Origin of the sequence: Paenibacillus sp. W2I17, assembly GCF_030815985.1 — a bacterium.
GTDB lineage: Bacteria > Bacillota > Bacilli > Paenibacillales > Paenibacillaceae > Paenibacillus.
The window spans coordinates 1,055,535-1,067,404 of sequence record NZ_JAUSXM010000001.1; the positions used below are offsets into that span (position 1 = coordinate 1,055,535).

11 protein-coding genes are annotated in these 11,870 nt (G+C 46.1%); 2 read left to right on the forward strand and 9 right to left on the reverse strand.

Annotated features, from left to right (window positions below; genetic code table 11):
• Positions 1 to 53: 53 nt before the first annotated feature.
• Positions 54 to 1,436 (reverse strand): erythromycin esterase family protein, encoded by a 1,383-nt coding sequence (locus QF041_RS04685; RefSeq protein ID WP_307412467.1) that lies wholly within the window; start codon positions 1,434 to 1,436, stop codon positions 54 to 56.
• A 367-nt stretch (positions 1,437 to 1,803) separates the two neighbouring features.
• On the opposite strand from QF041_RS04685, the gene QF041_RS04690 reads away from it, so the two are divergent.
• Both QF041_RS04690 and QF041_RS04695 read left to right on the forward strand, forming a co-directional pair.
• A complete protein-coding gene (locus tag QF041_RS04690) occupies positions 1,804 to 2,208 on the forward strand; it encodes a VOC family protein (RefSeq protein WP_307412468.1) in 405 nt (134 codons plus the stop codon).
• Positions 2,209 to 2,804: 596 nt separating this feature from the next.
• Positions 2,805 to 4,568 carry a methyl-accepting chemotaxis protein gene (locus tag QF041_RS04695; protein ID WP_307412470.1) on the forward strand — a complete coding sequence of 588 codons (1,764 nt, stop codon included), beginning with the start codon at positions 2,805 to 2,807 and terminating at the stop codon, positions 4,566 to 4,568.
• Here the strand turns inward: QF041_RS04695 and QF041_RS04700 are convergent.
• The 8 genes from QF041_RS04700 to QF041_RS04735 form a co-directional block, all read right to left on the reverse strand.
• Positions 4,538 to 4,729 carry a hypothetical protein gene (locus tag QF041_RS04700; protein WP_307412472.1) on the reverse strand — a complete coding sequence of 64 codons (192 nt, stop codon included), beginning with the start codon at positions 4,727 to 4,729 and terminating at the stop codon, positions 4,538 to 4,540. The two genes, QF041_RS04695 and QF041_RS04700, sit on opposite strands and share 31 nt — an antisense overlap.
• Positions 4,730 to 4,776: 47 nt before the next feature.
• The gene (locus tag QF041_RS04705; RefSeq protein WP_307412474.1) at positions 4,777 to 5,181 is read right to left on the reverse strand and encodes a PucR family transcriptional regulator; all 405 of its coding nucleotides are present in this window, start codon (positions 5,179 to 5,181) and stop codon (positions 4,777 to 4,779) included.
• A gap of 46 nt (positions 5,182 to 5,227) precedes the next feature.
• Complete coding sequence (allB, locus tag QF041_RS04710) at positions 5,228 to 6,628, reverse strand: allantoinase AllB (RefSeq protein ID WP_307412476.1); 1,401 nt, start codon at positions 6,626 to 6,628, stop codon at positions 5,228 to 5,230.
• Positions 6,629 to 6,680: 52 nt separating this feature from the next.
• Positions 6,681 to 7,736, reverse strand: a complete 1,056-nt coding sequence (locus QF041_RS04715) for a DUF6282 family protein (protein ID WP_307412478.1) — start codon at positions 7,734 to 7,736, stop codon at positions 6,681 to 6,683.
• A gap of 38 nt (positions 7,737 to 7,774) precedes the next feature.
• Positions 7,775 to 8,644, reverse strand: coding sequence for a carbohydrate ABC transporter permease (locus QF041_RS04720; protein WP_307412480.1), 870 nt, complete (start codon positions 8,642 to 8,644; stop codon positions 7,775 to 7,777).
• Positions 8,644 to 9,540 carry a carbohydrate ABC transporter permease gene (locus QF041_RS04725; RefSeq protein ID WP_307412482.1) on the reverse strand — a complete coding sequence of 299 codons (897 nt, stop codon included), beginning with the start codon at positions 9,538 to 9,540 and terminating at the stop codon, positions 8,644 to 8,646. Before QF041_RS04725 ends, QF041_RS04720 begins: the two co-directional genes overlap by 1 nt.
• A gap of 23 nt (positions 9,541 to 9,563) precedes the next feature.
• Positions 9,564 to 10,901 (reverse strand): ABC transporter substrate-binding protein, encoded by a 1,338-nt coding sequence (locus QF041_RS04730; protein WP_307412484.1) that lies wholly within the window; start codon positions 10,899 to 10,901, stop codon positions 9,564 to 9,566.
• A gap of 74 nt (positions 10,902 to 10,975) precedes the next feature.
• Positions 10,976 to 11,638, reverse strand: a complete 663-nt coding sequence (locus QF041_RS04735; protein WP_186327943.1) for a GntR family transcriptional regulator — start codon at positions 11,636 to 11,638, stop codon at positions 10,976 to 10,978.
• Positions 11,639 to 11,870: the final 232 nt, after the last annotated feature.

The following is an 11,870-nucleotide window of genomic DNA, read 5'->3' on the forward strand; positions in this document are numbered from 1 at the left end:
TACAATCGATTTTTAGCCCTATCCCTCACTTCGAAATTTGAGTACGCTCTTTACTAGTGATTAGAGGGATGGATTTTATGAATAAGTAATATTCCATCATACTGATCGCGAGGTATCATCTTTTCGTCTAAAACTCCCCATGCTTTGGCAATTCGAGGTGTGTACATCCATTCCGTTGTTGGACTTAACTCCTCGTCCTTCATGTTGATGAACCGGGCTGGGCCCATTTCATTTGCTGCAATATCTTCAAGACTACCTTTTTTATGAGGCTGGACTTGCTCTTCCTCTCCATTGTTTTTATATGCGCTTCCTTCATATGCATACAAACCTATAACATAACCAGCTTGCTTGAGTGAGAATGGAAGCATCTCACCCATGGTTGGATATGGATTATTATCATAATCGTATCCGTTATGTTCTGTGATCATTGTGGAATTATTCTTACGTATATGATAATTGTGTCCCCATAAAATAATTTTTTCCTCAGGATAGACCGTTTCTGCAAGCCATTCTACATTACCCGCCATCACGCGATCTCGTTCATAACTTCCCAATTTCAAATGCTTCTCTGGGTCTACCCCTGCTAGCAGATTTACCATATGAGGATGGTAGTTATCCAACATGTCTAACCTATTTTGTAAGACGCGATCTACCAGAGATATCAGATTGAGTTGCTCTTTCTGATTCCTGCTTAATTCAGCTTTGTTATCTCTTACAAACTTTTGGAGAGTAATATATTTTTCTTTTATTTTCTTCTTTTGAATATTAAAATCGGCTACTTTGTTAACCATGTTAAGCTTTAAATACCAGCGTTCCGTTTGCGCAAATGCTGTTGCTTTATTCTTGTCGACCTTAGCAAACCACGCCTCAACGAATTGAATAAAAGACTCCGACGTGCCTTGTGAATCAAATCCAGTTAATATAAGCGGATGATCTGTGTTGCTTTGTTGTGCAATGTATTCAAATAAAGGTAAGTTCTCTTCAACCTGCCACACGCCATAGACGGAGCTCTTCATCAATTCCTCCGGCGTTGTATTATGTATTTGAGCATATGCAGTAGTAGTATCGGCTAGATTGGATTCAAATGCAATGACATCATATCCTAGTTCTTCATGCAAAAATTTTACGAGTCTTACTTTCATTGAATTGTATTCTGAAGTTCCATGCGATGCTTCTCCCAAGCTAACGATTCGTTTATGCGTTAAAATAGGCTTTAGAAACATCAAATCAGAGTACTGATCATTTTTTTCTGCTTTAATGGTTTTAATCGTATTTGCATTTGAGCGAACGCTTTCTTTCCAAATTAATTCTGAAGATATCGTATTCTTCTTGTCAACTAAAGTTGATCCAGACATATATGCCACCTGACCAATGGACATCACACTGAAACTGCACACCACTGTAGACAATAACACTTTTCTGAACAACTGTTTCATTAGGCGGACACTCCTCTGTTTTTATGTTATCAGCTTAACATCTGGAGTTTAAAACCAATCCACGTTGCGTTTAAGATTTGTTTAAAAATGTATCAAATACTATAGACTTTAGCTCTATAACGCTCTATAAATGTATACAAAAAAATCGTCTACATATCTGCAACGATTCGAAAATTGAAGTTTTCCAGATTACAGTGGCAACCAACTATGAGATCCCTCCCGGCGTTATCGTTTCTCGTTAGTTCAATCCGATCACTCTTATTCTATGGTTTCTTCATAAAACACTACTGACATACCGTTGTCAGTAGTGTTTTTGTATAGTCGGAGTAAGTGATCGTAATACTTATTATAGGAAGGATGATATCTCGTGAATTTTGCTTCTGTGCGTATCATTACTGATGACGTGGATCGTCTTGTCGAGTTCTATGAGAAAATTACGGGTGTTTCAGCAGAACGCCCTGCACCTGTCTTTGCCGAACTTGTTATGCCATCGTGCACTCTAGCGATCGGCCACTCCCAGACGGTGCAACTATTTGGCGCTGGTTCCGCTGTGGCGGCCAACAATCGTACAGTCATTATTGAGTTCCATGTCCACGATGTCGATGCGGAATACGAGCGCTTGAAGCCGTTTGTCGATGAGTGGGTAAAGGAACCTACCACAATGCCGTGGGGGAATCGCGCTTTGCTGTTTCGCGATCCTGACGGTAATCTGGTTAATCTCTTCACACCGGTGACCGAGGAAGCAATCCAACGGTTCAGTGGTAGGCTATAAAGGACAGTTGAAATGAGCTTACCAGAGGGAGGCATGCTTTCTAACGATCTCAATAAATGCTTCTACTTGGTTATGGGGGGTAGAAGATGAATGGCAGTCCCTCGATTATGCAAAGAGGCTTGTCCAGGATATTCCCCATGCCGCCTACATGTCATTCCAAGAGCTGGTCATTTCGTAATGGAAGATGAGCCGGGGCAATGTTCTGATTATATCGACCGTTTCTGCAATGAGCATCCATGAGTATGTTTGTATATTGCACAGAATGTCTTAGAGAAAGATTAAGCGCTCCACTGGCATAAAGCTGGTGGAGCCTTTTTTTGGTTTATGGCAAGGTGTCCGCATACTAACTGCCTTTAAATATACTATCCTATGCTACTATAGAACGTAGATTCAGTGACAACGTTTCGTTTCTTGATGCAAAGTAACTTCTACATTCAGTTTGAGTGCACTGGTACCACAAATGATCACATTCTCCTACGTATATGTATATACAAATTTAGTGCTAGTCTTCATTTCCCCCTTCAATATTACGATAAATAGTATGGGGTTATACGAATAACCATATTTACTTTATTACATCCAAGGGGGAACCGTACGTGAGACAGACTCGCAAAAAAAAGATGGATTTAAGGTTCAAACTGTATTTGATTATTCTGGTTCCGCTACTGGCCATGGGCGGTCTAATCATATGGGCCACCATCGACTCCAGTGAAAATGCATCACTAATGACCATGCAGCATAACAATCAGCAGCTGGCTGTGAATACCGCCTCTCAACTAGGTCAGGAGTCGGAATTAATTAAGACCTTATCTTCTACTGCTTCAGAAGAGAGCAACGAATATAAAAGTCTTAGGGACGAACTCGTTAAAGTTAGGCTTCAATCGGGAGCCTTGTATGTTTATATGTATAACAAAACTTCGGACGGGTGGATCTACACCGTGGATGGAGCGGATTGGAATGATACAGAGTACAGTCCTTACGGCACTGCAATGGAATTCAATCCCCAGATTCAGGAACGCCTGTTACGCGGTGAAGTCGTCACAACAGGCATTGTAGATGATCCAACCTGGGGACAGCTATTGTCCTCCTTTACACCAATCAAGGATTCGCAAGGTACTGTCATTGGCTATCTGGGCATTGATATTTCTGCTGAAGCAGTGAATCAAGTCTCCGCGACATCCGTGAATAATGCTTATCAGACCATTATCCCGATTTTTGTGGTTGTACTGATTCTTTCCTTGGTCATGATGTTATTCGTAGTACGAGGTATTCTTAGACAAGTACGCGATATTAAGTCAAGCCTCGAGCAGGTTGCTGATGGGAATCTCAAAGTCGTTTCCACACATATGACCAATGATCAACTCGGTGACATCAGTGATTTGATTAACATCATGGTTGCCCAATTAACGAACATTCTGATGGGAATACAGCAAGGTTCAAATACATTACAGCAGTCATCAAAAGATATTTCGGAAACCGCTCAGACGAACCAGCGTCAGAGCGAAGAACTTTCCAGAGCGATTGAGGAAATTGCCATAGGTTCAATGAAACAGGCTGAAGAGACAGAACACTCCGTCCAGCATTCAGAGAATCTCGGCAAAATAATGGATGAAGTAGGTTCATATGTGAAACAGTTTACTTATACTTCAGAGCAGCTATCTTCTGTTCAAGTACAAGTTACACGTGAACATGAGGTTCTGCTTGAGAAGGGCAGAGAGAATGCCAAGCGTGTCGAGCATCAACAGGATATTTCCAGGTCTCTGACGACTCAATCCGAACTCGCTTCCTCTATTAGCGGTCAAATTCACAACATTTTAAAACAAACTCAAATTCTATCCCTGAATGCTTCAATTGAAGCAGCCCGAGCTGGAGAAGCGGGTAAAGGCTTTGCAGTCGTTGCTGGGGAAATGGGACAGCTCGCTCAACAATCCGAACGTTCGATCCAGGAGATTGATGAGATCCTGGGTTCATTTGTTCAAGAGATACATCGGATGGGCAGCCATTTTGATGCGAATATGGTAGCTGTTAAGGAACAGGAGAAACAGATCGCTGATTGTCTCCAGGCATTTGGACAGGTTAGCCTCTTATCGACCGAAGTGCATGAGTTGGCTCAGAGTTTAGACAGCCGGACGATGGACATGCACTCTATTCGTCAGGAGTTGGAACAGAATCTCAGTTATATTGCTTCCGCAACCGAGGAAACTTCAGCCATGGCCGAAGAAGTCACGGCTAGTGCTGTGGAGCAGCAGCGATCGGCAAACGAACTGTCGAACATCTCCGGGGAACTCGCTGGTCTTGCAGGCAACCTCAAATCATATTCCGATCAATTTCAGATCGAAGTCCGTAAATCAGGTCCATAATAATAGAGACGCGTTACCTGTCCAATCAGACGGCGGGCCCGAAGCATGAAGTAAGGCGTATAGCTTCCTTTCTCCTTAGTCATGTGAGTACGCTGGGTCTCGTCATCGATGATATCGACATGTCCCTGCGATTCGGTCAAGATGGTCATAACGACGATCATAAAATAGAAAGCCTGCCTCTAAGAGCAGGCTTTTGTTCGTTCCGGAATTAAAATGTCCGATACCGATTTCGGTAATCCAGAGCTAGGAGACAATTGTCGGACATCTTGGCCTCCTCTGCTTCTAGCAATCTGCGGAACAGGAAAACCAGATTTAGCAGCATCAGGTTTTCGGGTTCTTTTAGTGGAAGACCTATGAGCCGTTCCAGCTTCTCCAGTCGGTAAGCCGCTGTATTACGATGAATATACAACCTGGAAGACATTTCATTGATGTGGCCATTACATGATGCATACGTTTCCAGCGTCTGTAGCAGCTCAGGGTCATAGCCTTCTTCGGCGAGCAGGCTGCCAAGATAGCGGTCGACGTATTGTTGCATTTGCTCTCGTGGAATACCTTGGACGAGTTTGAGGAGATCTTCTTGGACGACGGACAATTTGCCAGCTTTTGCAGTCATTGCTTTCCCTCCCTGAAATAGGACGTACTCTTTTCGAACAGCATGACTAGCTGCTTATATTCATAGCTCCAGGACATGCGCTCCTGAATTCCCTGCCGTTACCTTGATTAAGAAGTGGCGATCCTTCACTATACATCAACCTGCCCCGCAACAGTGTCATCTTAACTTTACAGCCAAAGCTACGACCAATGTACGGTGAATGACGATGCTTCTGATAGAGGTCTGATGCTTGAAGCGTGTAAGAGGCATTAAGGTCAACCAGAACTAGATCGGCATCGCAGTTCACTGCAATGCGTCCCTTCACAGGAGCCAGCCCGAATCGTTCAGCTGGGGCCGCAGACAACAGGCGAGCCAGTAACGGGAGCGGAACCCCCCTTTTCAGGTAACCTTCGTCCAACATCAACTCCAATGTGCTTTGTACACCAGCAATGCCTCCCCAGGATTCAAACATGTCATTCCCTGTCTTCATGCTTGCTGGGCAGGGCGAATGATCCGAAGACAGAAAATCAAACCAGCCTTCCTTTAACTTAACCCATAGCTTATCCTGTTCTTCCGCATCACGTAGTGGAGGCGCGCATTTCGCAACTGCACCCATGACTGCAAAGTCTTTGTCAGTCAGGCAGAGATAGTGCGGACAGGTCTCAAGAGTCACATCAACTCCAGCTTTCCTTGCTTCACGGATTCGTCCTGCAGCAGCCTCACTGCTGATATGGACAAAATGTAACCGACATCCGCTCTCAGCTGCATACCGCAAGGCAGTTTCCACCGCTTCCACCTCAGCCTCTATTGGACGTGAGGCTGTATAGCTCTCCGGGCCGAACCGCCCCAAGCTTCGGGCTTCACGAGTAAGCCGGGTTACGGTAGGCTCATACTCCGCATGGAGCGCCAGTACCTTGCCCGTCTCTGCGATAATTCGCATCCCTTCTCTGAGGGTATCTTCGTCCGACCTGCGAAACCCATCCTTGTCTTTATCACCCGGAGAAGACATGAAGGCCTTGAAACCGATCACTCCGGCGTTTGCCAGATGTGGCAACTCTTTAACATAACCAGGCATCAATCCGCCCCAGAAGCCGTAGTCAGCATAAGTTCTGCCTGCCGCACGTTCTCTTTTTCGTTGAAGTGTACTAACCGTAACCGTAGGGGGAATGGCGTTAAGTGGCATATCCAGAAAGAAAGTTCCTCCTCCGGCAGCAAGAGCAGCCGAACCTGTTTGGAAGCCTTCCCAGGCTTCCAGCCCTGGCTCATTAAAGTGTACATGTGTGTCAATTACGCCAGGCATGACCGTCAGTCCACGCGCATCAATGACTGGGGCCCCCACCGGATCGATATTATCTGAGATTTCAGCTATCGATCCATGGATAATTCCGATATCCTTCCGCTCTACAGCTGCTTCAGTAACGATCATTCCGCCTGCAATGACTAAATCATAAGGTATTGCGGATTTCATGCTCCACTCCTCCTTGTTCATACTTAAGGTAACCGCAATACACGAGCTCTTCCTAAGACTGGATGCCAATCAGCCTTGCTGGGTTTGTCGCAACCATCCGGTAAATATCATCCGGGGAGAATTGGTAATCGAGCATGCTGGCAATCATTGTTCTCATGCCTTGTACAGGGGTTGGTGCCGCGCGGATGCCATAGTCCGTTCCGAGGACGAACTGATCAATTCCCACTTCACGGATGGTTTTCATCCATTTCGTCGCGTTTGAGTACCGGCCGAGCTCAGCTCCCATGTCCATATATTCCCGTTCTACATAATAATGGGTTCGGGGAACATCAGGATACAGCCAATCGACAAGACAGGCCTCCAGAAAAGCACCCCTGGACGCAGCGGATTTCTGCTCTTCAATCGTCATTTGTCCGCGTACAGGATGAGCGATCAGCACCTTGGCAATACCGTATTGTTCTGCAAGGTCCAGCAGACGGAAGGCTTCGGGCACGGATACATGGCCGGTATTCAGATATACCTCCGGATGTTCTGCTACCATGTTTAAGATTTCATCCAGCTCTTCGGGAACGGGGCCTTCCAGCGGGATCGACGTTGCCACACTCAGCTCCTTCTCGGCAAACCGTGGATAGACATCCTTGAACGGAACCAACTTGCCATCGATCAGTGTCGATTCCCTCTCAGCTGAATGACGTGTACAATGTGATCCGAAGCTGATGAAGCGACAACCCTCTTCCATGTGCAGTGCGGTTTTGACGGAACGTGGATTCATCCCCCCATGACAGGAATTCATCAAATAACCTCCATACGTGTGAATGCCCGGTACATGGCGGTTCACTACCCAAGCCATCCCTGAAGCCCAGCCAAATACATCATAATATACAATGCTCTTCATGCCTGCGGCTGCAGCTTCCTGTGCTACCTGGATCGGGTCCAGATGCCCCGGGTTTGAGTTCAATACCGGACCGGCATGGACATGACTATCAATGGCACCAATTAACAGTTCATCCGGCAGTTCCATTGATCTGCGGTAAAACGATTCATTCCATTTGGAACGGTCCGGTGTCCGCTTCTGCGGTTGTTCTTGATTGTGATCGAAAGTTAGCATAGTAATTCCTCCATTGGCTTGAATTTGGGTAGATATAATTATCCTTTAACAGCTCCGGCCATGACCCCGGCAATAATCCGTGAACTGAACACAAAATAGATAATCGTGACAGGCAGCATCGACAGAATCATTCCGGCCATCAATTGCGGATAGTTAGTGCTGTGCTGTGATTTGAAATAGGACATCCCGAGTGGAACCGTGCGCAGCGACTCGTCATTGAGCAGCACCAGTGCAAAGGAAAATTCATTCCAGCAGGAAAAAAATTGCAGAATGGCGACCGTCGTCAGCACCGGTATGGCAATTGGAAGCATGATACGGTACATCGTTCCGCTGAAACTGAGGCCGTCGATCGCTGCCGCTTCTTCAATTTCTTTTGGAATCCCAGTCACGTAGCTGCTGATCAGCATGATTGGTAGAGATAGGTTAAAGGCAATATAAGGAATAATAAGTGTATACCATTGATCTGCTAAGCCAAAATTTTTAAACAGGAGATAAAGAGGAACAAGTAGTGCATGAATTGGAACCAGCATACCGAAGAGGTAATAAAAGATCATCACTTTCTTTCCCTTGAAGTCGATGCGGGCCGTGATGTAGCCTGTTACATATGAAATTGCTGTAATGCCGATGACTGACAAGAGGGTCACCCTCGCGCTGTTCCATGACAACTGAAGCATATTGGTCAGTTTGATTGCTTCCAAATAATTTCCGAACTGTGGTGCGCTGGGCAGACTAAGAATGTTGTTGGCGAATTCTGCTTGCGTCTTTAGTGATGAATACCCGATCCAGAGCAGAGGCAATATGCAGCTGGCTGTAAAAAGAAGCATTAGGGCATTCACTGCCAACTTTGCTGGACTGGGAAGGAAGCGACGCGTGCTCCGCTGCGTTTGTAGTTCCAGTTGCAACTCCATTAGTATGCACCTCCCTTGGAATCCCGGCGCTGAAGTGCCAGCGTGGAAAGCAGGATCAAGAGCATGGTCAGCGCAATAATCGCAATGGCTAGTGCAGATCCGTATCCATACCGGAAACGAAGGAAAGAGGTTTCGTATGCATACAGAGCCATCACGGAGGATGAGTTACCCGGACCGCCTCCGGTCAATGCGTAGATATGCTCGAAGCCGCGCATGTTGTTGGCAATACAGAGCAGAGAGGCAACAACAAGAGTCGGCTTGGCTAGGGGAATAATGATATACCAGGCTTTTCGGATGCCTGTAGCCCCGTCCAGCTCAGCAACCTCCAGAACTTCTTTGTTAATGGATGACAGTCCGGCCAGCATTAGCAGTGTAAAGAACCCGATATTTTGCCAGGACAGAGGTATTGAGGCCAGCAGAACGATTGGGCCCGTCAGATCCAGCCAAGATTGCACCAATACATCAAGACCAAGCTTGGTTAATCCTGCATTTAGTAAACCGTAATTATAGTTGTATATCAGCATCCATAGAAATGCGATGATTACCGGGGCAAGTGTGGAGGGGAAATAACTCATCGTCCGATGCAGCCCTTTGAGTTTTACCATCTTGGACATCAGCAGCAGGGCGAAAACAAAGCCGAACCCTACTTGTCCAATCAAGCCATAAGCTGTCATCAGCACATTATTCAGAAATGAATGCCAGAACACATTGTCCTGCAGAATTTCCTTGTAGTTTTCAATGCTGATATACGTTTTTTTTGGGCCCCCCGTCCAGGAGTAGAAGCTGTCTCGGAAAGCGGCAAATATGGGAACCAACACGACAAATGAATAGATAATGAGACCCGGAAGCAGATATGCCAGAAGCACCCATCCTTTCGGTCGCAGCGCCTTGCCCATGTTCTCACCCCTCCAATAATAGTTTATGGATTATTTAAAAAAGTCTCATAGGCTTGTTGGGTTTCCTCAGCCAGCTGCTCTGGTGTTCTGGAACCGGCCATTACCCCTTGAATCCCCGTATTTAGCACTTCTACGATCGAAGCATCAAACCAGAGGTCAAAGATTTTAGTCGCATCAGCCGCCGCGCTGGCCTCGTAAGCAGCCAGGGCTACCGGATGCAACTTCCCTGTATCGAAATCTCCGGGATCATAGGCTGGAAAACCTCCGACTTCTGCCATTAGCTTGGCGCTATCCGAACCGGTCATATACTCTAACATCGTCATGATGGCGTCTAACTTTTCTCCAGCTTCTACGCCAGAGTTAACGCTATAATAGACACCGGCGCCTCCAGAAGAACTGAGCGGATTGCCAAGCCCGCCCTCAACGCCCGGAAAGACGGCAACTCGTGTTCCAGCAGCAATCCCTTCCGGGGCATTGTTCACGATGTTCATTGCTGACCAGATTCCGCTGACAAATGCCGCTGAGCGCCCTTCAAAATAATAATTAACCATGGTATCAGCATCCACAGAATTCAGATCCTTGTTTAGATAACCTGCTTTCGCCAGCTCATGCATCATGCTGATTCCATGTACGAAACCGTCGTCGGTAAATTGAGCGCCGCTACCGTTTAGAATGGACTCCGTCCATTGCGGACCGTTGATCCGATCGGTCAATGCACTGATCCAGCTGGACATGGCATAACCTTTGGACTTGTCTCCGTATGAGAACAGGTTAATGCCTTTGTCAGCCAGCTTTTCTCCGGCATCCATCAGATCCGGCCAGGTTGATGGGAATTGGTCGTAGCCGATGCTACCGAACAGATCGTCATTATAGTAGATAAGATGCGTAGGCCCTGCTGCAATGGGTATCCCATAAACTTGACCTTCGCGGGTTCCGGCATCCAGTGTTCCTGCACGGTAACCGTCTCGCCACTCTGGCCGCTTTTCCAATTCTTCATTCAAAGGCAGTACGATTTCGTTGTCCACAAAATTGGTCATCCATGAGCCAGGCACGATAAAGACATCAGGCATATCATCGGCTGCTGCTAGTGCCTGAGCTTTGATAGAATAGTCCTCGTTCTGAAGCTGCTCTTCTATGATCTCGACATTCGGATAATCTTCCATGAACCGCTTCAATCCATCGAGTACTGCGGTGTCCTCTGGACTTTTGCCGATATTGGACTCCTGATACCTGTGCAGAAGCGATATCGTAACGTTTTTGCTACTTTCAGCCGTTGCCTCTTCGTTATCTCCGCTTCCGCAAGCACTTAGCACAGACGATGCTACCACCAATAGTCCCAATATGAACGACCGTTTGTTCAAATCTCTCCACTCCTTTGGATGCATTTTCAGGTTGTTTAGAATCCAAAATTGGATACAATCCTATCCAAAAAAAATCACTTCTGAAAGATCTCTTTAAAATTTAGGACATTGGGCGCCGTTTCTGTGAAATTCAGAGAACGTTCGATTTGCCAGAGGTGTTCTGTCATAATCCGGGCCGCCAGTTCCCCATCTTGCTGCAGAATAGCAGCTAGCAAGTCTACATGATCGTGGCAGAAGCTCTGATTTGTCCCGTACAGGGCAATGATTACCGAGGTGAGCGAGATCAACTCCTCCAGAAAATGATAGTAGTAATAGTTATCCGATAGTTCTGCCAGCTTAAGGTGTATATCTACCGTGACATCCAATGCACCAACGACATCGCCATCATGGCTAGCCTGATGCTCCTCCCGGATCAGAACCTCCAGCGGGGATAATTGCTCGGGCTTCACGGTCGTGCACAGCTTCCGGACCATTGAAGTTTCAATGACCCTGCGCATTTCAAAGACCTCTCTTGCTTCATCAACGCTAGGACAAGAGACAAATGCCCCCCGGTAAGGAATAACCGTGACCAGCTTCTCCATCGCAAGCCTTCTCAGCACATTTCTTATTGGAGTGCGGCTAACCTCAAAAGCCTCCGCCAGTGCATCCTCCACCAGTTGTGAGTTAGGCAGAAGCTTGTGCTGTGTGATCGCTAGTTTGATGTCCTGGTAGATTTCCCTCTCCTTCCCTTTGGTCATATCCGGCATCACTCCATCTCTCTAGGGATACATACTAATCAAGAATGATATCTTAATTGAGTATTATGATAGTTTTAGTCTTATTCAACGTCAATATATATAACGTTATTTCGGAAAAATGCACAATAAAACTATTTTTATTATTGTTTCTTAATTTATAACTCCCAAAACCGGATGAAACCTTACATTGTAGTGCGATATCTTCATCAAAGTGGCTATCAATAAATGAATA

Excerpts from the sequence above, each read along its gene's own strand:
- QF041_RS04685 (WP_307412467.1), bottom strand. The coding sequence starts at position 1,436 with ATGAAACAGTTGTTCAGAAAAGTGTTATTGTCTACAGTGGTGTGCAGT.
- QF041_RS04700 (WP_307412472.1), bottom strand. The coding sequence starts at position 4,729 with ATGATCGTCGTTATGACCATCTTGACCGAATCGCAGGGACATGTCGAT.
- QF041_RS04705 (WP_307412474.1), bottom strand. The coding sequence starts at position 5,181 with ATGACTGCAAAAGCTGGCAAATTGTCCGTCGTCCAAGAAGATCTCCTC.
- allB (WP_307412476.1), bottom strand. The coding sequence starts at position 6,628 with ATGAAATCCGCAATACCTTATGATTTAGTCATTGCAGGCGGAATGATC.
- QF041_RS04715 (WP_307412478.1), bottom strand. The coding sequence starts at position 7,736 with ATGCTAACTTTCGATCACAATCAAGAACAACCGCAGAAGCGGACACCG.
- QF041_RS04720 (WP_307412480.1), bottom strand. The coding sequence starts at position 8,644 with ATGGAGTTGCAACTGGAACTACAAACGCAGCGGAGCACGCGTCGCTTC.
- QF041_RS04725 (WP_307412482.1), bottom strand. The coding sequence starts at position 9,540 with ATGGGCAAGGCGCTGCGACCGAAAGGATGGGTGCTTCTGGCATATCTG.
- QF041_RS04735 (WP_186327943.1), bottom strand. The coding sequence starts at position 11,638 with ATGACCAAAGGGAAGGAGAGGGAAATCTACCAGGACATCAAACTAGCG.